21 protein-coding genes are annotated in these 22,708 nt (G+C 54.5%); 4 read left to right on the plus strand and 17 right to left on the minus strand.

The window, feature by feature from the left end; translation table 11 throughout:
- Nucleotides 1–2: 2 nt before the first annotated feature.
- From E9531_RS10655 to E9531_RS10670, 4 genes are all read right to left on the minus strand, one after another.
- Nucleotides 3–1,763 (minus strand): zinc-binding metallopeptidase family protein, encoded by a 1,761-nt coding sequence (locus tag E9531_RS10655; RefSeq protein WP_136573748.1) that lies wholly within the window; start codon nucleotides 1,761–1,763, stop codon nucleotides 3–5.
- Between the two features lie 717 nt (nucleotides 1,764–2,480).
- Nucleotides 2,481–3,971, minus strand: a complete 1,491-nt coding sequence (locus tag E9531_RS10660) for a DUF4139 domain-containing protein (RefSeq protein WP_211343417.1) — start codon at nucleotides 3,969–3,971, stop codon at nucleotides 2,481–2,483.
- 216 nt (nucleotides 3,972–4,187) lie between these two features.
- Nucleotides 4,188–4,409: a hypothetical protein gene (locus E9531_RS10665; protein WP_136573749.1), complete on the minus strand. Its 222-nt coding sequence runs from the start codon at nucleotides 4,407–4,409 to the stop codon at nucleotides 4,188–4,190.
- A 48-nt stretch (nucleotides 4,410–4,457) separates the two neighbouring features.
- On the minus strand, nucleotides 4,458–5,234 hold the full coding sequence (locus E9531_RS10670) for a hypothetical protein (RefSeq protein ID WP_136573750.1): 777 nt from the start codon (nucleotides 5,232–5,234) through the stop codon (nucleotides 4,458–4,460).
- Nucleotides 5,235–5,533: 299 nt separating this feature from the next.
- On the opposite strand from E9531_RS10670, the gene ahpC reads away from it, so the two are divergent.
- The 3 genes from ahpC (at nucleotide 5,534) to ahpF (ending at nucleotide 8,273) form a co-directional block, all read left to right on the plus strand.
- A complete protein-coding gene (ahpC, locus tag E9531_RS10675; RefSeq protein WP_136573751.1) occupies nucleotides 5,534–6,109 on the plus strand; it encodes an alkyl hydroperoxide reductase subunit C in 576 nt (191 codons plus the stop codon).
- 117 nt (nucleotides 6,110–6,226) lie between these two features.
- The gene (locus E9531_RS10680) at nucleotides 6,227–6,679 is read left to right on the plus strand and encodes a carboxymuconolactone decarboxylase family protein (RefSeq protein WP_136573752.1); all 453 of its coding nucleotides are present in this window, start codon (nucleotides 6,227–6,229) and stop codon (nucleotides 6,677–6,679) included.
- Between the two features lie 40 nt (nucleotides 6,680–6,719).
- On the plus strand, nucleotides 6,720–8,273 hold the full coding sequence (gene ahpF, locus E9531_RS10685) for an alkyl hydroperoxide reductase subunit F (protein ID WP_136573753.1): 1,554 nt from the start codon (nucleotides 6,720–6,722) through the stop codon (nucleotides 8,271–8,273).
- A gap of 194 nt (nucleotides 8,274–8,467) precedes the next feature.
- Here ahpF and E9531_RS10690 read toward each other — a convergent pair whose 3' ends face one another.
- The 9 genes from E9531_RS10690 to E9531_RS10730 all read right to left on the minus strand — a co-directional run bounded on the left by E9531_RS10690 (nucleotide 8,468) and on the right by E9531_RS10730 (nucleotide 16,711).
- Nucleotides 8,468–9,793: an acetyl-CoA hydrolase/transferase family protein gene (locus tag E9531_RS10690; RefSeq protein WP_136573754.1), complete on the minus strand. Its 1,326-nt coding sequence runs from the start codon at nucleotides 9,791–9,793 to the stop codon at nucleotides 8,468–8,470.
- Nucleotides 9,794–9,991: 198 nt separating this feature from the next.
- Complete coding sequence (locus E9531_RS10695) at nucleotides 9,992–10,786, minus strand: TatD family hydrolase (protein ID WP_136573755.1); 795 nt, start codon at nucleotides 10,784–10,786, stop codon at nucleotides 9,992–9,994.
- Between the two features lie 159 nt (nucleotides 10,787–10,945).
- Nucleotides 10,946–11,704, minus strand: a complete 759-nt coding sequence (locus E9531_RS10700) for a GntR family transcriptional regulator (RefSeq protein ID WP_136573833.1) — start codon at nucleotides 11,702–11,704, stop codon at nucleotides 10,946–10,948.
- Between the two features lie 60 nt (nucleotides 11,705–11,764).
- Nucleotides 11,765–12,142 carry an oxalurate catabolism protein HpxZ gene (gene hpxZ, locus E9531_RS10705; RefSeq protein WP_136573756.1) on the minus strand — a complete coding sequence of 126 codons (378 nt, stop codon included), beginning with the start codon at nucleotides 12,140–12,142 and terminating at the stop codon, nucleotides 11,765–11,767.
- Nucleotides 12,143–12,185: 43 nt separating this feature from the next.
- On the minus strand, nucleotides 12,186–13,589 hold the full coding sequence (locus E9531_RS10710) for an AtzE family amidohydrolase (RefSeq protein ID WP_136573834.1): 1,404 nt from the start codon (nucleotides 13,587–13,589) through the stop codon (nucleotides 12,186–12,188).
- 121 nt (nucleotides 13,590–13,710) lie between these two features.
- Nucleotides 13,711–13,959 carry a DUF4089 domain-containing protein gene (locus tag E9531_RS10715; RefSeq protein ID WP_136573757.1) on the minus strand — a complete coding sequence of 83 codons (249 nt, stop codon included), beginning with the start codon at nucleotides 13,957–13,959 and terminating at the stop codon, nucleotides 13,711–13,713.
- Nucleotides 13,956–14,777 (minus strand): ABC transporter ATP-binding protein, encoded by an 822-nt coding sequence (locus tag E9531_RS10720; protein ID WP_136573758.1) that lies wholly within the window; start codon nucleotides 14,775–14,777, stop codon nucleotides 13,956–13,958. Before E9531_RS10720 ends, E9531_RS10715 begins: the two co-directional genes overlap by 4 nt.
- A 5-nt stretch (nucleotides 14,778–14,782) precedes the next feature.
- Nucleotides 14,783–15,622 carry an ABC transporter permease gene (locus tag E9531_RS10725; RefSeq protein WP_136573759.1) on the minus strand — a complete coding sequence of 280 codons (840 nt, stop codon included), beginning with the start codon at nucleotides 15,620–15,622 and terminating at the stop codon, nucleotides 14,783–14,785.
- Nucleotides 15,623–15,682: 60 nt separating this feature from the next.
- Nucleotides 15,683–16,711 carry an ABC transporter substrate-binding protein gene (locus tag E9531_RS10730; RefSeq protein WP_136573760.1) on the minus strand — a complete coding sequence of 343 codons (1,029 nt, stop codon included), beginning with the start codon at nucleotides 16,709–16,711 and terminating at the stop codon, nucleotides 15,683–15,685.
- Nucleotides 16,712–17,205: 494 nt separating this feature from the next.
- Between E9531_RS10730 and E9531_RS10735 the strand changes: the two genes are divergently transcribed.
- Complete coding sequence (locus tag E9531_RS10735; RefSeq protein ID WP_158291764.1) at nucleotides 17,206–18,288, plus strand: oxamate carbamoyltransferase subunit AllG family protein; 1,083 nt, start codon at nucleotides 17,206–17,208, stop codon at nucleotides 18,286–18,288.
- An 83-nt stretch (nucleotides 18,289–18,371) separates the two neighbouring features.
- On the opposite strand, the gene E9531_RS10740 is transcribed toward E9531_RS10735, so the two are convergent.
- The 4 genes from E9531_RS10740 to E9531_RS10755 are packed head-to-tail and all read right to left on the minus strand — an operon-like array spanning nucleotide 18,372 to nucleotide 22,667.
- Nucleotides 18,372–19,856, minus strand: a complete 1,485-nt coding sequence (locus tag E9531_RS10740; protein WP_211343418.1) for an aldehyde dehydrogenase family protein — start codon at nucleotides 19,854–19,856, stop codon at nucleotides 18,372–18,374.
- Nucleotides 19,857–19,868: 12 nt separating this feature from the next.
- Complete coding sequence (locus E9531_RS10745) at nucleotides 19,869–20,843, minus strand: acetamidase/formamidase family protein (protein ID WP_136573762.1); 975 nt, start codon at nucleotides 20,841–20,843, stop codon at nucleotides 19,869–19,871.
- Between the two features lie 45 nt (nucleotides 20,844–20,888).
- Entirely contained in the window at nucleotides 20,889–21,734 is an 846-nt protein-coding gene (locus E9531_RS10750; RefSeq protein ID WP_136573763.1) for a carbohydrate ABC transporter permease, read from the minus strand.
- Between the two features lie 54 nt (nucleotides 21,735–21,788).
- A complete protein-coding gene (locus E9531_RS10755) occupies nucleotides 21,789–22,667 on the minus strand; it encodes a carbohydrate ABC transporter permease (RefSeq protein WP_211343419.1) in 879 nt (292 codons plus the stop codon).
- Between the last annotated feature and the right edge of the window lie 41 nt (nucleotides 22,668–22,708).

The raw sequence follows: 22,708 nt of genomic DNA on the forward strand, positions 1-22,708 counted from the left end.
GCTTAGTTCACTTCACGGGTGCGTGCCCCAATAGGGCTGACTGCAGGCTCAATCACACTGCCGTCTGCCAAGTGATAACCAGAGGCAATGAGTACAGCTGTCAACGCGCGCTGAATGCGCTTGGTTTCTACGGCAGGGTCGCCCTTGGTACCCCATTCCCAGAAAGCATGTGTACCAGCGACAACGGCATTGGATCCCAGAGACCAGTTATAGGTAGGCACGCCTGTATTCGCCGGGACATTGTCATTGAGGCTGGTTGAGCCACTTGGCACTTTCTCTGCTTTATCAACATCAGCCGAGCGAGCAGCTTGCCAGCCCGCTTGCAGCGCAACATTAGCGGTATCGCCATTGACAAAAGCCGGACGCAGGCCGTACCACATTTGTTCAATAGATACAGCTTGTTGTGTGCCATCTGTCTGACCCCAGCGGTTGTTTTCGGCCGTCATCCCTGCCACAAAAGTCGGTTCAATCGTTGCCCGTACTTCGTTGAGGGTATCGGTACGCTCAGATCGCATATCCACCAGCAAAGTACAGCTAGGGACAACATCGCTACCGGGTAGAGGTGCTTCGCAGCTGGACTGACCAACGGTGTATGTAGTCTTCAATGCATCACTGCGTAACTCAGAGGGTGTTTTCACATCGGCGATCTTTGCAATCGTTGCCGCCATGGCCTCAACTGCATTCGGGCCACCACCAGGAATGGCTGGTGCCTTGAACTTCATCTCAAAACGATAACTACCCGTGAAATTCACGGAGCCTCCACCTTCGGAGCCAAAGTTCGCGACAAAATTCAACGGATTGGAACCTGTGCCAAGGTCTTGCTCAAATCCGTACAACTGCTTCATGCCTGCAAGGTTACCTTTGCCTTCTTCACCAGAAGTGCCGCAAATCCATACGTCATAAACAGGCTGAAGCTTGTATTTTTTAAACATTTGCGCCAGCGTGAACAGGCTGGAGGTATTGCTCATGGCATCGGAGTAGCCGGGAACATAAATACGCACCCCGCCACCAGCCTTGGCCTGCGCTTCATTAGCAAACCATTGGCGCGCTAGGGCGTAATTTGCGTCTTCAATGATGCGGCCATTGCTATCGAATTGAAGCTGCGCATCAATCGCTGCGAGCTGTTGAGGGGTTTTCACCACAGGCTCGGTAAGGGACTGCAGCCTAATAGGAAGATAAGGAGCAGTCTCAGGGGGTAAAACCTCAGGATTCACCACGTCAATGTGCGATTCAATCAGCACCTTCGGATATTGACCTCGGTAGGACTGGGCGTTGGGACTGCTTGAATAGCTCCCCTTGATCTCCACACACGCGTTGTAGACAGGCAGGCCATCTACCTGCTGCACGTCAGAGCCAGACAAATAACCATCGGCACTGGTCTTAACTTCACTGAGGTTAAAGCCCCATTCGTTGAGCATACGTTTGTGTATCTCAGCAGCCATTCGGTATTCATAACGCGATGGAGAGGCAATGCGCACTAACTCCATATGCTGATTAAAGCGTGCCTTCTCTCCTGCTGGAGTGTTCAAATCTGCAGCTACAGCTTGGATCTTGGCATCCGCTACTATTTTCTCTGCTGCACTGGCAATCAGCGGATCAACAACAGGAACCCCATTTGTTATTTGGGTGGGTTGCGGCATTTTGCTAACTGGAGGTGCAGTATTCTCACTATCGCCACCGCCACCACAGGCGCTGAGCAATACAGCAGCAGGCACGGCACTCCACAAAGAATTGAAGCGAAAGGTTAGGACAGTCTTCTTCATTCTCGGTTTCTCTCCTTAAAAAATGAATGTGTATGCAAGTCAAGGTTTTTATGTACACCGCATATCGCTAGCAAGCAGATCACTTGATGGCCATATTGGCACCGACGCTATGCCAACGCTACCGTGAAACCACTATTGATCATAAAGAGATCGTCAGCCCTCTCAAGATGGGGTTGCGTCACTTAATTGACAATTACATGACAATTAACAACAGCAAAATCCTTGCCAACTATTCATTCCTGATCGTTGCTTAGCGAGCAGTGAGCCGCGCTTCAAGCCAAAGCGCTATGGCAATGCCACGCTTTGTGCACAAAACAGGGTCAAGCAGACGGGAAATGCTGGTGGTTATTTTTGAATAGCAACCACAACACCACAGGATTCGATGAGAAGAAATTGCGGTGAGAGAACGCGTGGATAGTTTTTCGAAATTGTGAGCCCCCCTAAAAGGGGGCAATAGCACGCAAAAAAATGCCATGCACCATCTTGGCTTTCAACCCAATGGCAAGGGTTAAAAGCTAACTTGCAATGAAAAGCACCAGGCACCAGCGTACATGTATTTTTAGCTACTCTTAAGAACGTATTTACGATCTCCACGCAGACCGCGTTGGAGTCCAATAGGATGCGATGCACGGCAAGAACCGCAGTCAGGCCAACTGCCAGACGAGGCTTTTTAACACTGCAGCGCACCTTTTAGACTTCAACCCAAAAGACATCCGTTCAGTATTGAATACGAACTGTATAGCTCAACTCAGTTTTTCCATCGGCGGGCACTTCTACATTCCATTGCGCCAAGTTGGCGGTAGGTTTGCTGTGCTTATGGCTCTCGTTCAAGATGGTCCAGTCGCCCGGGATTGGCTCAACCACTTTGATGGTGGCAGGCACTTCTTTGGCGTTGCGCAACTCAATCGTGAATGCCATTTCATAAAGGTTGCTGGAGAGCCGCTTGGTGCTGGTGTGCTTCCAAGTACCGTTCAAATCAAATGCACTGCCAAGTTTCAAGCGCACGGTTTCTTCTTTAGCCGTGTGGTCGATTCGGTCTTCGCCAATGAACAAGGCTCGCTGCTGGCTATCGCCCTTGTACATGCGCACAACGCCCTTGGGCAAGGGTACGCCCAAGTCGCCGTCTTTGTTGTCGAATTCGACAAACACATCAACCTTGCGCTTGTCCCCCAATTCAGGGCTACTATTAGCGTCGCGCAGTTGATAATACCAATGCTCTGCACCTTGCAAACGGTACTCTTTGCGCACGGGCACTGATGCCGCTGACAGCAAGGACACCTGCTTGGTCTGGTTGTTGCCTAGGGTTGTGGTACGTGGCAAGGTATAGAGGTGGTATTCGAACAGTGCTTCTTGTTGCATTGGCGCAGGGGCCATGGCTGCGACTGCCCTTGAATCCATGGATTTCATCATCACCGCGCGCTCAGGCGCTGCACGCCCCACATCGCCGGCCACCAACTGCAGCTTGGCATCGTCGTAAGCTACGCCGCTTTGGTTACTCAAGGTGACCCAACCGGCCAAATCCAGGCTGTTTTCATCTTGCGACAATGTCGCAACGTAGTCGGCTTGCCAGCTCAAACCGCCTGTCAGGTATGACAGGTCTACCGTAGGGCTACCTGCTTTCTGCGCATTCAAGGACACCACCAAGGTTGGCTGATCACGCAAATTGCCGGGCACGCCATCAAAAGCCAAGCGGGCATTGGCTGGTAGGCCTGTTTCAATCCGATCCGCATACTTGAGTACCGGGCCTGCATTGTTGGCCAACACAGTGGCAGTTTCACTCACATCCAAGCCAGTAGAGGGGTTGGTGCGAATCACGGTGACCGTCCGGCCCACGTATTTATTGAGCAAGGATTCACTGCTGAGCAAATCGTAATCAAAGTTTTGTTCCAGCAAGGACAGTGCAGAGCCATCAGTAGCGCGCAGACTGGCCGTCTGCGGCATGATTTGCGCAGACACCTCACGCAGAGCAATGCGGTTAAGCCCTTGGTTCAGCTTGATTTTTCTCTCATCGCGCACCAACGCCAAGCCGTCGTTGTAAATCGTCACCGCCACCGATTGACGATCCTGCACCGCACTTTGTGCCTCTTCTACGGTAGCCGCCACCGCGCTGCCAATGGCGGTCATAGAAAAGACCGATGCGCCCAACCAAGTGGCAGGGTTCAGCAACCAAGAACGGGACGCCAACCAACGGGATGTCATTGCATTCATCAAAGCACTCCTATAAAAACATGCGATACCAACTTATACGTCAGTGCTCGCTCAACCGGGTTAAGCCTTTGGGACTTTCTTTGTACTTTATTTCTGTTCCTGGGTGCAGGCCCACTGAGATGGAGTTTCCGCGGTCTATGCAGCATTGACGCAATACAGTTGCAGAAGGCGCCCCAGCGCCCCAAGGAATGGTCTTCACACGTAGCCCGTGGCGCGCTATTCCTGCGCAGCAGGCGGAGTATGCGGCAATGGCGTTGCCACCAATTGCGCTGCTAGCGACAACAAACGCACGTGCTCGAAGCCAGCCACCTGCGCCGGAACGGCATCCAACGCCTTAAGCACCTCTGAACGTGAAGGCGCATACTGACACGCCAACCTCGCGTTAGGGTGCTGCAACGCCATTTCTTCTGCATTGCGATGTGGCCAGTGATCGCTCATTGGTAATAAGCCTGTTCGATACGGTTCATTCTAGGTACGTCTCTTCGTCTAACGCACGGCGGTGCGCCTACGGCACCAGCCTGCTGCCTGCACCACCCCTTGGGCAGCAAAAGCGGCAGGAATGGCCAACAACACACCAGCCCACAAGCTGCCATGCGGCCACACCCAAACCAACATACTGAAAAAAGCCACAAACGAATACAAACCTTGCACATTGCCCCGCATGAGAAAAGCCACCGGGCCTGCGCCCTGGCTGATGTGCGTGAACAGCACCAGCACCAAACCAATAATGGGAAATGCAGCGATCATGCCGCTCCATGTGGGCCCCAAGTGTGCAGCAATAGCCGTAATGAGCAAGGTCAAACCAGCCCCTGTGCCCATACGCATAGGCAAATCTCGGCCACTACGGGCTGCAGGTCGCCCAGATTGAGCAGGCGCAAACAGGTAAGGCGCCAGCAGCAAAGCAGCCACCGTGACCGAAACGGCAACAGGCCAAGTCATGGGCAACTGGGCCAAGCACACAGCCACTGCAGCCCAAACCAAGGTCGACAGCACCAGTGACTGTGGCCAACCATGCCGTCTGCAAATCCAGCTGTAGGCGACATTGAAGCTGAGCAAACACGTCACGGACATGATGGCGGCAATAGCAGCCTGAGTACCAAAGGGCAGTCCCTGCTCTGCAGCGATGAACACGGTAATCGGCCCACCCACCACGGGAAATCCGCTCAACAGACCCGCCACATGGGTTCCCCAACGCCGCCCAGCCAGCGACACCACTGCGATCACCAGTGGAACCACCGACATTTTCAAGACCAACATATTCATAGATTGCCTTGCATACAAGCACACCAACACCCTTGCGCCTCCTCCATCTCATAGGGAAGCAGCAGCAAGTTCAAAAAAACTGTCTTAGGAAGGTGCCATCATTGTTCAACAGCACGGGCATTGTAGGCGGCCAGTCCTGGGCACTGAAGTTCAGGTATGGTGGAAATCGCTGTTCTCAGCAGTCAAGCAATACCAAAAAACTATCAAGTCAATAAAATCATTCAATTTGTTTAATTGATCAGGAACCCCTACACTTACGTCATCGATTAATTTCTAACCCCAATGAAAAGGAATGCATCATGTCTTTGATCAACACGCAAGTTCAGCCGTTTAAAGTCAACGCCTTCGTCAACCGCAATGGCAAAGGCGAATTCATTGAAGTGACCGAAAAAGACTTGCAAGGCAAATGGTCTGTGCTGATTTTCATGCCCGCAGCGTTCACCTTCAACTGCCCAACAGAAATCGAAGACGCTGCTGACAACTACGCCGACTTCCAAAAAGCTGGTGCTGAGGTCTACATCGTGACAACTGACACGCACTTCTCTCACAAAGTGTGGCACGAGACTTCCGACGCCGTCGGCAAAGCCAAATTCCCACTGATTGGTGATCCAACTCACCAATTGACACGCGCTTTTGACGTGCACATTGAAGAAGAAGGTCTCGCACTGCGCGGCACTTTCATCATCAACCCAGAAGGCACGATCAAAACTCTGGAAGTGCACGACAACGCCATCGCCCGCGATGTGAAAGAAACCGTGCGCAAACTCAAAGCTGCTCAATACGTGGCGTCTCACCCAGGTGAAGTGTGCCCTGCCAAATGGAAAGAAGGCGAGAAAACACTGGCTCCTTCCCTGGATCTGGTCGGCAAGATTTAAGCGCCCCACGAAGAGGCCGGACTACAAAAAATACCGGCCCATCCAAAGCCCCGAGTCGCCTGCGGGCGCTCGGGCTTTTTTTTGCCCAAAATAGCCAAAGACATGAAGAGAACGACGATGAACGAACGCGTAAATCTGGGAAAAGCCTCTCCTGCTTTGTATAAAGCAGTGGCGGAGTGGGATCGTTTAGCCACAGAGGCGGCCCACCTAGCTGGTGTTGCGCAAGGGTTCTCACATTTGCTGCGCCTGCGGGCTTCGCAAATAAACCAATGCGCGTTTTGCATTCGCCTACACACACAAGATGCCATTGGCAGCGGGGAATCCTATGACCGTATTGCGGTATTACCCGCATGGCGTGAAACTGCTTATTTCAGCGAAAAAGAGCGTGCTGCACTGGCTTTAACAGAAGCCATCACCCTGATCGCAGACGGACAAGTGCCCGACACCATCTACGCCAATGCGGCGCAAGTGCTCAACAGCAGCGAATTGGCTGCCATTGAATGGCTGGCTATTGTGATCAACAGTTGGAACCGCATCGCCATTGCGAGCCGCTACCCAGTCCAAGCGTGAATACACCGCTCGTTTGCCCCTAATTATTGAAGGAAAACATATGTTAGACGACGCCCTCAAAGCCCAATTGAAAGCCTATCTGGAGCGCTTGACCAAGCCTGTTGAGCTGGTCGCTTCGCTGAACGACAGTGAGGGCGCGCGTGAAATGAAAACCCTGTTGGAAGAAATCCAGCAGCAAAGCGACAAAATTACGGTTCGTCTTGACGGCAGTGATGCACGCAAACCATCCTTCTTAATCACCAACCCCGGTGTGGACAGCGGCTTGCGTTTTGCTGGCGTGCCGCTGGGCCATGAGTTCACTTCTTTGGTACTGGCGTTGCTGCAAATTGGCGGTCATCCATCGAAAGAGCCACAAGAGCTGCAGGACCAGATCAAAGGCGTGGACGGGAAATTCCATTTCGAGACCTATTACTCGATCACCTGCCACAACTGCCCCGACGTGATTCAGGCGCTGAACCTGATGACTGTGTTGAACCCCAACATCACGCACACCGCGATTGATGGAGGTCTGTACCAAAACGAGATTGAAGAGCGCGAAATCATGGGCGTGCCCACGATTTATCTGAACGGCGAGCACTTCGGCCAAGGCCGCATGGAGCTGGCCGAGATAGTGGCGCGCATCGACACCGGCGCAGCCGCCAAAGCCGCTAAGGCCGTGAGCGAAAAAGCCCCATTTGATGTGCTGATCGTCGGCGGCGGCCCCGCTGGCGCAGCCGCTGGCGTGTACGCCGCACGCAAAGGCATTCGCACCGGCATCGCCGCACAACGCTTTGGCGGGCAAGTACTCGATACGATGGACATTGAGAACTACATTTCCATCTCCAAAACCGACGGCCCTAAATTTGCCGCAGCGTTAGAAGCACACGTCAACGATTACGACGTGGACATCATCAACCTGCAAACAGCCAGCAAACTCATTCCAGCCACAACACCTGGTGGTTTACATGAAGTGCAGTTTGAGAGCGGTGCCAGCCTCAAGTCGAAAACCATCATCCTGTCCACTGGCGCACGCTGGCGTTCAATGGGCGTGCCCGGTGAAGAAGAATTCCGCACCAAAGGCGTGACCTTCTGCCCCCATTGTGACGGCCCGTTGTTCAAAGGCAAGCGCATTGCCGTGATTGGCGGGGGCAACTCCGGCGCGGAAGCGGCCATTGATTTGGCTGGCATTGTGCAACACGTGACCTTGCTTGAATTTGCGCCGCAACTGCGTGCCGATGAAGTGCTGCAGAAAAAGCTCAAATCCCTGCCAAACGTGGATATCCTAGTGAACGCCCAAACCACTGAAGTACAGGGCAAGGATGGCAAAGTTTGCGGCCTGCTGTATAAAAACCGCGAAACCAGCGAAGAAGTGTGCCTGGACTTGGAGGGCATCTTCGTGCAAATCGGCTTGCTGCCCAATACCGACTGGCTCAAAGGCACGGTCGAGCTATCCAGAATGGGGGAAATCGTGGTCGATGCACACGGCGCAACCAACATCCCCGGCGTGTTTGCGGCGGGAGACTGCACCACCGTGCCCTACAAACAAATCGTCATCGCAGCTGGTGAAGGCGCAAAAGCATCACTGAGCGCGTTTGATTATTTGATCCGTAACTGATCGAGTTGCTACTCATGAAAAAGAGGCCCGTTTCGCATGCGAAGCTGGCCTCTTTTAGTGATGTCTCAGAATACTTGCCATCAACGCCTCCCATCTATTGCAAAGGAAAATACTCATGCAGGTTTCGACAACTAGCGGTCTATAAGACCACTTGGCTCTTCAGGCTTGAATATCTTTTTGTCGTCCATTACGGGTTAAAAGAGTCGCAACAGCTTGGCTTGCTGCGCCAACTCCTCTCGAAATGCAGGATGCGCAATCGCAATCAAGGCTTGAGCGCGTTCGCTGACCGTTTTGCCGCGCAAATCGGCGTAGCCGTGCTCAGTGACGATGATGTGCACATCGTTGCGAGGAGTTGTCACGGGGCCGCTGAGTTGCGGCACGATGCGTGAGGCTTTGCCTTTGGCCGCGGTGGAATGGCAAGCGATGATGGAGCGCCCGTTCTTGGAGTAGTTGGCCCCCCGTACGAAATCGAGTTGGCCACCACTGGCACTGTACTGCCGCCCCTGTATGTATTCGGAGTTGCAAGCGCCAAATAAATCAACCTCTAACGTCGCATTCACCGATACCACATTGTCATTGCGCGCAATCACAGTCGGGTTGTTCACGTAATCGACAGGGTGACCTTGTACCATCGGATTCCTGTGCATAAACTCGTACAGCGACTTTGGCCCCATTGCAAAAGCGTAAACCGAGACACCCACATCCAGTTGCTTGCGGCTATTGTCCACCGCTCCTGAACGCATTAAATCAGCCAAGCCTGCCACCATCATTTCGGTATGCACACCTAAATAGCGGTGGTGTTTTAACGCACTGCAAATGGCACTTGGCAAGGCACCTATGCCCATCTGTAAACAATCGCCATCATGAATAAAGCCAGCGACGATATCGCCAATGGCCGCATCTTCTTTCCCTATGTCCCCATCGGGCAGTTCAGCCAACGCCACCGCATTTTCCACTAACGCAGTGACCTGAGATATATGCACTCGGCTATTGCCATAGACATGCGGCATATGGGGGTTGACTTCGACGATCACACGCTGGGCTTTTTGAGCTACAGGTTGTGCGTAATCCACATTCGTTCCACACGTGAAGTAGCCTTCGTCGTCCATCGGCGAAACAGTTGTCAAAAGCGTATCGACTTGGACGACTTCGTTCATGACAAACGGCGCTCGCCCAAAAGACGTGGGAATAAACGCAACCGGCGGTAACCCCAGGGATGCACGCTGCTTATCCAAAGCGCGTTCCACACTGCCATGAAACAAGCTCACAGGAGTGATGCGGTCTGCCAGTTCCAACTGGAACACCGTTTGCCCCGCCGTAGCACCAGCGAGCAGATAGTGCATGCGCAAATCGCCTACTTCACCGACCTGCGCCCGTGCTGCCAATGCCTTCAATATGGCTGGTGGCTCCGCAATGGCCAGCCCCAACGCAATCCGGGCCCCAGAAGGAATCAAGGCAACCGCTTCTTCCGCTGTGCTTTTTTTTGCATCGTATTGCGCGAGCACGCTTTGCTGACCCATCCGAAAACTCCTTGAGATACGAGCCATGAAGGCATAGCAACGATCATACGCCGGCTGTTTCCTATTGCGGGCAACACGCAGTGCGTGCTAGCCGAAACACTGTGTTTCAACTAACGCACGACTACCGGCGGCCAAAGATACTCACAAAACCACCGCCGTCAAAAGGCGACAGCTCAGTGCACGTAAATACCATGTGTCTCAAACCACAGGCAAGGCAAAAAATGCCACAGTCGCAGCGGTGCTAGCTGCCGCCGTCTGCTCCCAATTTTCGTTGCGTGCGCTTGCAATGTCTTGCACGATGTGCGGCAGAAAAGCAGGTTCGTTGCGACGGTCTTTAGGCATGGGTTTGAGCGTTCTTGGCAGCAGGTATGGTGCATCGGTTTCCACCATCAAACGCTCGGCAGGAATCGCGCAAACCAGCTCTCGCAAGTGCTGCCCCCGGCGCTCATCACAAATCCACCCCGTGATGCCGATGTACCAGCCTTGATCAAGGTAATCAAACAACTCCTGGCGCGTACCCGTGAAACAGTGCACCACCGCTCTACTGAGCTGCGATTGAAAGCCTGCCATCACGGCCATGAAGTCCTCATGCGCATCGCGTTGGTGCAGAAACACGGGCTTAGCCACATCAACAGCCAGTTGCAACTGCCGCTCAAAAGCCCGCTGCTGGTCTGCACGCGGGCTGAAATCACGAAAGTAATCGAGACCACATTCACCAGCAGCCACCACGGCCGGGTGTTGGCACAGTGTGCGTAAACGTGCGTCGCAAGCCTCGTCATAATCGCTGGCGTGGTGCGGATGAACGCCGGCGGTGGAAAACAATTCCCCCGGATATTGCAGAGCCAAAGCCAAAGCCTGTTCTGAATGCGCCAGACTGGCACCTGTGACAATCTGGCGCCCTACTCCTGCTGCGCGTGCGCGCTGCAACACGGCACCCCGATCGCGATCGAAACTCTCATGGGTCAGGTTCGCCCCAATATCAATCAACTGCATGACTGCACTTCGCCTTCCTCCACGAGATGCACACAGATGCTTAGTGCAAGCTTAGAACGTATTGACGCTCTAAACACATGGCCCGCATGCACCTCAGACAAAAGCAGCAATGTAGCACCGACCTCTGCACGTCAGTGCGTGGCCGTTGCTTGCCACACGTCACTGCGCGCCACTATCTCTTACTGCTTCTGACTGCCGCTTGGCCATGTAGATCTGGTGCAGGGTGATTTTTCTCACCTCAGCCTGGCTGGCCGTGATGTGCGCACCTAGCAAACGGGCGGCCTCATCACCACGCCGAGCCACAATGGCACGCAAAATTCGACCGTGTTCGTCATAAGTAGATTCAATGCGCGCGGCCCAAGTGAAATCGAGTCGGCGAATCATGCGGATATGGTCCGTCAAATCACGGTGTACGCGGGCCATTTCCCTGTTCCCAACGGCGGCCACCAAGGCGCAATGAAACGCTTCATCCAACCCGCCCACCAACACGGGGTCCAGCTCTCGCTGCGCAGCTGGAGCCAACCAGATAGATGCCAATTCGTCATAGCAGGCGCTTTGCAGCAGACCTGCGGGTTCAATACACAGCCTGCGTACAGCACCAACCTCTAGTAGTTTGCGCACGTCATACAGTTCTTCAAAACGCCGAAAGTCGATGGGAAGCACGCGCCAGCCAGCACGAAAAAGCACTTCCACGTACCCTTCTTGCTGCAGTCGATAGAGCGCCTGGCGCACTGGCGTGCGTGAAACCTGCAAGCGCTCACAAATGCCACCTTCGGTAAAACGGTCTCCGGGCACAAGGAAAAACTTGGATATGTCCGCCTTAAGCCTTTGGTAGACCTCGTCTGCGCGGGAGGCGCGCGGAACATCCGCCACAGGAGAATCCAATTCAGAGTACTCGTGTGACAGGGGCTTGCGCATAGCGGTCGATGACTGCGCGAGGATGGAGGAGTCATGCTCCTGAGAGGATTGCGCCATTGCCTAGTCCATCCAACTCACGTGGGCAGACACCACTTGCCAGCCTTGCGCCAAGCGCAACCATGTTTGCGTTTGCCTGCCAACACGTGTCTGGCCGTCTTTAACGAATTCCAAATGACTCGTAGCCATGTCATAGCCGTAGGTTGTCACCACATGCTTGGTCACAGTGCGCATCAAGCCTTGCGATGGCCGTTGAGCGCGAAACGCTGCAATGGCCGCATAGCCATACAAATTCTCGGCTGCGCCATAGCGAATGGTATTGGGGTTTGGCCAAAAAAGCGCATCCAACTCGTCCACAAGATTGTGGGTTAGCGCCCGCTCATAGCGCTCGCATTGCGCTTGCACCTCTGCAACGACGGCAGGAATATTCACTTCGTACATCGCCTTTCCCTCTGGTTCTCGGGGCCGCCACATGGATATGCATTCAACACGTCACACTGCGTGCTCCGACCGTTTGCGCATTAAGCCCTTCCAACCACGCGGCTGCACGCAGCGCCACATCTTCGCGCCAAGGAGCAGCAATCAGTTGCCCCCCTATAGGCAAGCCCTGTGCTGCATCAGGCCAAGTGGGGGCCACAACCACCGGACATCCAGCAAAAGAAATAGGCTGAGCGAGCATGCCCATCGAAGCTCTGGTTGGTTGCTGCCCACCATTGATCTGCAGCCAAGGTTGCCCAATAGTGGTTGCGGCACAAGGTGTTGCAGGCGCGAGCAACAAGTCCCACTGCGTAAACAAGGCGTTCACCGCTTCTCGGTACAGGCGCCGAAAACGCACAGCCCGCGCAAACCAATGGGCTGGCTGCAGCGCTCCGGCCATGAAGCGATCCACGGATACTGGCTCCAACTGTGCAGCCCGGTGCCGCAAATCATCTATATGCAAACTCCCGCCTTCAGACGCTGTCACGATGAATGCCGCCGCCCTGGCCTGCGCGGCATATGGCCATTGCACACGGCCTGGCCGTGCATCCAGCGCTTGCGCCAACAGGTCAACGGCCTGCTGGGCAGCGGCATCTGCGTTGTCTTCAAAATACCCACCCAACACGCCAATGCGTAAACCTGCCAAACCATCACCCAACTGTGCAGAGACAGGCTGAACCGCCGTGGCCACGCATGCAGGGTCCAGCGCATCCGGGCCTTGCAACACGTCATAGACTTGCGCCAACAATGTTGCCGACGCAGCAATTGGGCCTACATGGTCAAGGTTGTGCACGAAGGGGAAACAACCTCTGCGCGATAGCCGTCCAAAAGTTGGTTTAAGCCCCCACACGCCACAAAGCGAAGCGGGCACACGAATTGAGCCATTGGTGTCTGATCCCAATGCAAGTGGCACCATGCGCGCGGCCACCGCCGCACCTGAGCCGCCTGATGAACCGCCAGCAATGCGGCTGGTGTCATGCGGATTGCGTGCGGGCCCGTAATGGGTGTTTTCTGTGGTGAAGCCGTAGGCGAATTCATCCATATTGAGTGCCCCGGTAAGCACAGCGCCAGCCTTTTTCAAGCGCGCCACCATGACTGCATCCTCTGTCGCAACGGCAGCAGTTTGGCGAATGCGAGAGCCAGCGAGTGTCACCTCACCCTCTAGATCAAACAGGTTTTTGACGGCATAGGGCAGTCCAGCCAGTGCAGGTAAAGGGGCCCCTGAACGCTGCAGCGCATCAACAACTTCAGCCTCACGCATCGCACGTTCATGCGTGAGTAGGGTATAGGCATTCACACGGGGATTGAGGGCCTCCACTCGGCTCAAACTCTGTGCCAACCAGTCAATGGCTTTGAGATCGCCGTTGGCGACAGCGCGAAGACACTCGATGCTGTTCGCAGACAAATCCATCATATGTTTCTTTCTATCAACTGCACTTGGCCTCGGCAACGCCTTGAAACCATCGCCCTCACAAGGAGTACACGTACTGAACGCACACTGGCGCGCTCGTTAACCTATATGCACCATGCGTTCAATGGTTAGGCACCGGAAACGGAGCGGGGCTATAGAGGCTGGCCGGCTCATCCTCTTCCTGCATGTCCAATTGCTCCAGCAGCGCCGCCATGGCAACCGTTCGCTCTAAGTGCTCTGCCACACGGGTGATTTGCGCTTCATCCAGCGGCAACGCCAATAAGCGCGCGCTGGTACGTACATAGTCTTGCAAGGCCAGCGCTGACAGATGTGCGGCAGGTTCAGGTGTGGTGCTGGGTGGCGCACTCATCGGCGTACCTCTTGTTGAAATATTTCTAGCGTGCGTTTCTTCGTGCTCACAAAACCCGGCTGAGACAAAGTCTCCACGGTACGGGGACGTGCATCGGTGTAATCAATGATCTCAGCCACCTTGGTGGGGCGCTTGGTCAGCAATAGAACCTGGTCGGCCAGGTACACCGCTTCTTCCAAATCATGTGAAACCAGCATCATCGTGGTGCCTGTTTGCACAAACACCTCTTGGAGTTTTTCGCGAATGAACAAGGTCATCTCGAAATCCAATGCCGAAAAGGGTTCATCCAGGAAGAGCACCTCTGGGCGTGGAGCCAGTGCCCGCATAATCGAAGCCGTTTGCTGTTGCCCACCCGAGAGTTCATAGGGGTAGCGATTCAAATCAAACTTCACATCAAAGGATGCCACCAACTCCTGCATTCTGCGGTCTACCTCCGCCTTGCTTTTTCCTTCGAGCAACAACGGGTAGGCGATGTTGTCAATCGTGCGCATCCAAGGGAACAAGGCTTCACGGTAGTTCTGAAAGACATAGCCAATTTTGGTGTCCTTAAGGGTTTTGCCATCGAAGAGGATTTCCCCCCGGTCAATCGGTACCAATCCCGCGATCATGTTGATCAAGGTGCTCTTGCCACAACCGTTGGGGCCAAAGACCGAGACAATCTTGTGCCTGGGGATATCCAAGTCGAAGTTCTCATACAAGGGCCATCCCGCAAAGTACTTGGTCAGACCCCGAATAGTGATGTGTGTGCCTGGCGGCCCCGGTTCAAAACGGGGAGCAGGCACCTCAGCGTAGGCATTGGCATTCACAACGGCATGCATATCGACTACCTCCCACTCCAGTGGACGATTCGGCGCTCCAGAATCAGAAAAACGATGTTCAGCACATAGCCCAGCGCTCCTGCGGACAAAATGGCGGCATACATGGTCTTGACGTTGAGCACTTGCTGTGCATCAATGATGGCGTGGCCCAGCCCGTTTTCCGAACCAATGAACATCTCGGCCACAATCACAATCACCAATGCCATCGAAACCGCTGAGCGCAAGCCCACAAAGCTCGGCTGCAAGCTTTCCCACAGCAACACGTCTTTAAAAATACGCCAACGCGATGCGCCCATAACCTTGGCCGCCATCACCCTCTGCTTACGTGCGTTCATGACCCCGTAAGCGCTGTTGAACACCACAATCAAAAACGCCCCAAATGCAGCAATCGCCACCTTATTAATGTCCGAAATACCAAAAATCAGGATGAACAACGGAATCAAGGCAGACGAAGGTGTAGAGCGGAAAAAGTCGATCAGAAACTCCACACTGCGATAAGCCCGCTCGTTACTGCCCAGGACCACCCCTAGGGGCATTCCAATCACAGCTCCAATGACAAACGCCTGCAAAGTGCGTTTGACTGTCACCAGAAAATCGACCATCAAATCGCCACCAGCGAGCCCCAGCACTAAGGCTTTCAAGGTATCCATGGGGCTTGGCAACAAGATCGGCTTGATCAGCCCCATGCGGACGGCCAGATCCCAAATGATGAACAGCACCACCGGGCCCACTAACGGAAGCAATCGATCACACAAAGGCTGCTTGGGTGGGCCGGCATCATGGGAAACGGGCGGCTTCCAACCGCCTGCCGCCAAGGGCCCTGCTGAAGATGATTCACTGGTCATGTCGTGACGTCCTTTCATGCTGGCATCACCGCCTTAAGGCTGCGATGGCGTTTCATCCAATCAGGCCTTGTAGAGCATGCTCTCAACCGATAATTTCTTAGAGAAAATGCCCTTCTCGGTGAACAAATCAAAGTACTTCTGAAAGTAAGCAATTTGCTCAGGCGTGAACTCGTCATAGAACACGTAATCGTTCATAGGCACCTCATCAGTCAATGCACCGTCAATCGCGGTATAGCCCTTCAACGATGGTCTGGCCTTGGCTGGATCGGTTTTGAGCAACGTCACCCCACGGCGATAAGCCTCCATGAATTGTTTGGCCACATCCGGGTGCTCTTGAATAAACGTACTGGTCAACGTCGCCGAACCACCAAACCACGGGGCCATTGGGTCGCCCAGTAAATACTTGGCAACTACACCTGCTTCCAATACGCGTGAAACCCCATTCAAACGCCCCACCGTGCCCGTAGGCTCCAAGGTGTAAATGGCGTCAACTTGATCGGTCGCGATCGCAGCAACGTGCTGCGCAATTGGCAGCTCCGTCACCTTGGCATCGGCAACACCAGCCTTCTCCAAAATGCTTCTGGCAATCGTCAAGTTCTGAATGCCAGGCCCGCAAGCAATGCGCGTGCCTTTGAGATCAGCCACCGACTGCAACGGACTGTCCTTGGCCACAATGAACTCATCCAAAACATATTTGGCGTTAGAAGGGTTTGAGCAAAAAATCTTCATCAGCCCAGGTTGGGCAATCTCGCCCACCGCCAGCACGGCGGTTGCCACCCCGTTGGCGCTGCCCTCCGCACGACCAGAAAGCATCGCTTCCATGGCTTGCTGGGCACTGGCGTGTTTTTGCACCTCAACGTCTAAGCCAGCCGCCTTGAAATACCCTTGATCTACTGCCGCAAAAAATGGCAAGCCGGAAGCCACCGGCCAAAATCCAATGCGAATCTTTGGCGTGCTTTGCGCTCGCACAATGGCCGGCATCGCCAATGCTCCAGCAACGGCAATGCCGCCCAACAACACTTTGCGACGATCCATACCGTCAACCAAGGAGTTGGCGGTAGTCGAGAAAATGGCATTTTTTTCATTCATGGCAATAACACTCCAATGCGGTGGGGGCTGGCACATCAGGATTCATCAAGCGCTCTGCACGCAAGCGCCAAGAACCAACAAACAAGCTCGCTGCTATCAAAACTTGGATACAAGCTTGTACCGCTCTTCAAAGCAAGTGGTATGCCACATTTATTTAAAAAAACAATCAAGCACCAAAACAAAAATAAAGTCTCGAGCAAATTCATCAGGGCCATGGATAGCTGCTGCCACTGCAACTTGTCATCTCTTACAACGCAATGCACCAGCTTGGCGCCTTCATCACCAAGAAGGGGCATCGCATAGTGAAAAGTGACCGCACTGCGCCTTGTAGCAAGGCCTGTTCAGCTGAAGTCGTTGCTATGCCATATGGCGAGCCCAATGCAAAGGCGCCGCAGATCAACAAAGGCACAATTTATGCAGTACACCTCACAGTTAAATCAACAACCCAAGCAGACCACCGCGCGCACTGCGCTTTCTTCAAAAAACGCCACTGTATGGATTTATTCTCAATCACGGACATAGCATCCCGCTTTGATTCCATCGCATGGACAGGTGTTGGATTGCGCAGCGAGCTGCTCCCAACACTGCCTGCCACCACGCTATTGCATGCAGGCCCGCCTCTGCACAACGCACCACCGCATGCCATTCTCAACAGCGCTTGCCAAGCCATGGTTTTTGAGGGTATGGCTTGCTCCATGGCAGAAGCCGCATCCCTGCTGGAAGCAGGGCACGTACAACTCGCCCCAGCACAAGACTTTGGCGTCGTGACTCCATTGGCACAAGTGGTTTCCGCCAGCATGCCTATGGCCAGATTGGAAGGAAAGCAAACGACACGCTTGGCCCCGTTCATTGAAGCAGGTGTGCCAGCCCTTCGATTTGGCAGCACCATGCCCGACGCACCTGCGCGGCTTCGCATGATGGGCCTTTTTGCGCAGCATGCACTCGCCCCTGCACTGGCCCAAAAGCCTGTGACGATGGCCCCAATCGTGCTGGCCGGATTAACCCATGGCCAAGACTGTCATGCACAGACAGATGCCGCCAATACAGCCCTGACCGCAGCCGTTCAACTGGATACGGCAGACCAGTCGGTACTGCGCAGCTACCCTGCATTTGTACTGCCCATCGTCATGGCCGCATGCAGTGTGTGGCTCCACGACAGTGGCAGCGACATCGTCGCCGCAGCTGGCAATGGGCTTGAATTTGGTTTCAAACGCCGCGGGTTCTCCGGCTGGCACGTGGTGCAGGCCACTCCACCGCAAGGAATCCTTTTACCTGGGCACACATGGCAAAACGCACTGGGTGCAATCGGCGATAGTGCCGTGGTCGACTTTGCTGGCCTGGGCGGTCAAGCATTGGTGTTCTGCCCAGACCTGGCCAAAGCCTACGCGGCGCACCTTCCCGCCGACTTGCATGCGCAGCGCAAAGCGGTACTCGACAAGGCCACCGGCAATGTCCGCATCAATGGCATGCCAACACACCCCATATTGGTGAACTTGGCCATCCTAGGTCAAGGGCCGGATTCGGGACTCATTGGCCGAGGGATATACCACACACCGCCAAACCTGTTTACCGTTTGAATCTGCCTCTAACGTATTCATTGCGACGGGGTGATCAACCTCATCGCACAGGTATCACGCGTGCGATGACGTTAACGCCCCCTTCAGAACGGGAACTGACGCTTGCCGAGTTGGAAAGTAACCCACTTGACCTCAGTCATCTCATGCATGGATGCTTCGCCCCCTTCACGTCCCAGACCGCTGTTTTTCACCCCGCCAAACGTGATGTGCGGCTCATCGGCAATGGTGGTGTCATTGATATGTACCATGCCAGACTCAACCCGTTGCGCGAATTCGAAGGCCCGCTGCAAGTCATTGGTCACAATACCTGCGGACAGGCCAAAGCTAGTGTCGTTGGCCAACGCAACAGCGTGGTCAAAATCCTCTGCGCAATAGATGCTGGTGACTGGTCCAAAAGACTCTTCGCCATAAATAGCCATTTCGGGCGTGACGCCGGTCAACACGGTAGGTTGAAAAAATGGCCCTTCGTGGCGACCACCGGTATGCACAACAGCACCCTTGGCTGTGGCATCCGCGATCTGCCCCATGATGAACTGCGCATGTGATGCGCGCACCAACGGCCCCACGACTGTATCGGGCGAGCGCGGATCTCCCACCACGATGGTTTTGGCTTTCGCAACAAACTTCTCGACAAAAACATCGTAGAGCCCACGCTCCACAATGATGCGAGAGTTGGACATGCACACCTGCCCCTGATGGAAAAAAATCCCAAAGGCAGCCGCGTCCACGGCATAGTCGACGTCGGCATCATTGAGCACCACAATGGGACTCTTGCCCCCCATCTCCAGACACACCCGTTTGAAGTGCTTGCCACACTCTGCGGCCAACACGCGCCCTACTTTGCTGGAGCCCGTAAAGGTAATCATGCGCACACGCTCGTCTGCAACGAGTTGCTTGCCTACCGCCGCATCTCCGGGCAAAACATTGAGCACCCCTGCCGGTAAGCCCGCCTGCTCAAACAACTCTGCCATTTTCAGCCCAACCAAAGGGGTCAATTCAGACGGCTTCAGCACAAACGTATTGCCCGCTGCCAATGCAAAGGCAATTTTCTTCATGCCCAACAGCAATGGCGAGTTAAAAGGCGAGATGCCACCAATCACACCCAATGGCTGGCGAATGGTCATGCTCACCACCCCAGGCGTAGTGGTGGGAAAGGTTTCACCATGGGGCTGGCGAATACACCCGGCCGCAGAGCGCAAGCAATCCACCGCGTAATCGACTTCCCAAGGCGCCTTGATCCAAACCGATCCATTCTCTTGAATGATCAGATCGCGCAACGCATCTCGGTTCGCCGCAAAAATGTCAGCAGCCCGCAACAACAGTGCTTCACGCTCACCAGCGAGCATGGCCGCCCATGCCCCACGGGCGGCGTAGGCCGCCGCAATGGCCTCTTGCACATCGTCTTCGGTTGCCTGGGCCACTTGGGCAAACACCAGCCCCGTTGCGGGGTTGACGTCATCGGTATGCAGGCCGCTGCTGCCAAGGCGCCACTGGCCATTGATATACATGGGCGCAACGCGCGTCCCAAACTCATCTGGGGAAATTGGTTTCAAGGCGGAAGTACTCATGCTTGCTTCTCATCAATTCGCAAAGGATGGATGGACACCACCAGAGCCTTGGCGGCGCGGTGGCAAGGTGATTTTTGGCAATGCACAGTGCACGCCCTGATTGATGTCGACGGTCTGGGTGATGTGCAGGTCGGCAGCGACGCTGCAAAGCGAATAGGCATCAGCCGCCTCCATCCCACGCTCTTGCACCAACCAGCAGATCATTTGTCGCAGCGCCTGGCGTGCCGCCTCGTTCAAGTCCTTATGCAGCCCCATGCTGATCCAGTGCGTGGGCGACTCAGCTCGCGGCATATCCAAATGCGCGGCCTTGATCAACTCAAAGCGGAACGTGCCACGCAAGCTGGTCTGAATCGCGGTCAGGCACACCTCTCCATGGCCTTGTGCGACATGGCCATCGCCCACAGAAAACAAAGCACCTGGATTGAACACCGGAAAGTTCACGCTGGTGCCTGCGACCAAATCCCTGTTATCCATGTTTCCGCCATGGGCCATGGGGATCATGGAATTGACGGCGCCCAACTCTGGTGCGGGAGCAACCCCAAAATTACCAAAAAATGGACTTAACGGCACGTGCGATCCCCAAGGCATCAGCGCCAAACCACGCTCTCTGTCCAGGGGAATATGCAAGCGTCTGGTCAGTGGAAAATCTTGCGGCAGTGTTCCGCGCCCTTGCTTGATCAAGTTCCAGCCCCAGGCCTGGCGCAACTGCACCGACAAGATGTGGACCTTCAATGCATCACCAGGCTCAGCCCCCTCAATCCAAACTGGGCCTGTCAGCAAATGGGGCCCGCCTTGCTTGGGCGAGGCTGCCAACACCGAACGGTGTTCAGGCAAAAGGCCATCGTCAGGCAAGTCCTCGGGCTCACCAGAGAGCGTGTCGATCGTGACGGTATCGCCAGGTTGTATGCGCAGTACTGGCGCGCGCGAGGCATCCCAAGACCCCCAGCACACGGTTTCAGCAAGAGATGGCAGGTAATGGTGTTTCATGTCGCCCTTTGCTGTACAAGTAGAAAACGTGCCATCAATCCAGCATCAACCTTTCACTGCGCCCATCGTCAAGCCGCGCACAATGTGTTTTTGCAGCAAGAACACCGCCAGCAGTACAGGCACCATCGACATCACCCCCACAATCGCCATCGCCCCCCAGCGCACCCCTTGGGTTGTAATCAAAAGCGGCATGGCTACTGGCAGCGTGCGAGTAGATTCCCCTCCCAGCATGAACGCAAACAAAAATTCATTCCAAGCAAAAATAAAGCACAACACGCCTGTCGAGACCATGCCTGAGCGCAGCAGCGGCAACACCACACGAATGAAAATGGCTGGACGCGAATACCCCTCCACCATGGCCACTTCCTCCAGTTCAACCGGCAAGTCGCGGCAAAAACTGCGCACCACCCAGATGTAGAAAGACAGGTTGAAGGTCATGTAGGCCAAGGTCAGGCCCAAGAACGAATCCAGTAGTTCGACCTTGGCAAAAACCAAATAAAACGGAATGACCAGGCAAATGGGTGGTGCCATGCGGGTGCCCAGCACGAACAAAAACATGTCGTCGCGAAACTTCAAATCGAAACGGGCAAACGCATAAGCTGCGGGCGTGCCAATCAACACAACAAGAACGGTGCTGACAGTTGCCAGAACGAATGAGTTGAGCATGTAGCCCAGAAAGCCACTGTCTAGCACGTAGCGGAAATGCTCCAGCGTGGGCGTAAAAACCCATTCGGTTGGCCGTGCAAACATCGCCGTTTCTGGTCTGAACATCATCGATGCAAACCACAAAACGGGAAACAAAATCACCAGCGTGATGAGCACCACCACCAGCGTAGCGCCCCATGACACTGGCTCACCCACCGCAGTATTGCGCTTGAACAACGACAACATGGTCATCCTTTTTTTCAACAAAATCACACGCTAAAAACTTGGGCACTGAACGCATCAAAATGCATTCAGGCGTTTCTTGGCGATTTGATAAAACACACTGCAGAGCACGAAGAACATGATCCAGATCACCACAGCAAACGCCGCAGACTCACCAATGCGCCACTGTTCAAAGCTCATTTTGTAAGCCAGCATGCTGGGCGATTCGGTACTGACTCCAGGCCCACCGGCAGTGAGCATGTAGATCGAATCAAATACTTTGAACGCATCAATAAAGCGCAACATTCCAATCACAGCCAGCAACGGTGCCATCATTGGTAACGTGAGCCGGTAAAAGACCTGCCAAGGTGTTGCACCATCCACGGCCGCTGCGCGATAAGGGCTCACCGGCAAGGCCTGGCGGCCAGCAAAAAAAGCCAGCACCATAAAAGGCGTCCACTGCCATATATCCACAAATGCCAGCGCAATGAGTGCGTAGTCAGCTGAGGAAAAAACCGATGTGCCACTAAGCCAGCCAAAACGCTCCAGCACGTTGTACGAAATCAAGCCCCAGGAGCCCGCGAACATGACTTTCCACAGCAGCCCCACAACAATCGGCGCCATCATGCTGGGGATGAACAGCAGCGGCAACCATACGCTACGCAGCCACACCCCACGGTTGAGCAGCAAAGCGCCCCCCAGTCCCAATAAAAACTCCAGTGGCACCGCAATCAACACAAACTTCAGGGCCACCCACAAACTGTTCCAGAACCGGTCATCGGCAAACAAGCGGCGGTAGTTGTCGAACCCTGCCAAGTCGCCAATCTGGCCAAAATTGACCTCTCTGAAACTGATGTACACCGCGAAGCAAAACGGCAGCAAACTCACGACCACCAGAACCACCATGGCTGGCATGATCAAGGTCCATGGGTACCAATTGCAATGGTGTTTTTGCATACCGTTTCTCTGTGGATGGATAGATGGAGGGCGTTACATCA

It is taken from the genome of Lampropedia puyangensis (assembly GCF_004833285.1).
GTDB lineage: Bacteria > Pseudomonadota > Gammaproteobacteria > Burkholderiales > Burkholderiaceae_C > Lampropedia > Lampropedia puyangensis.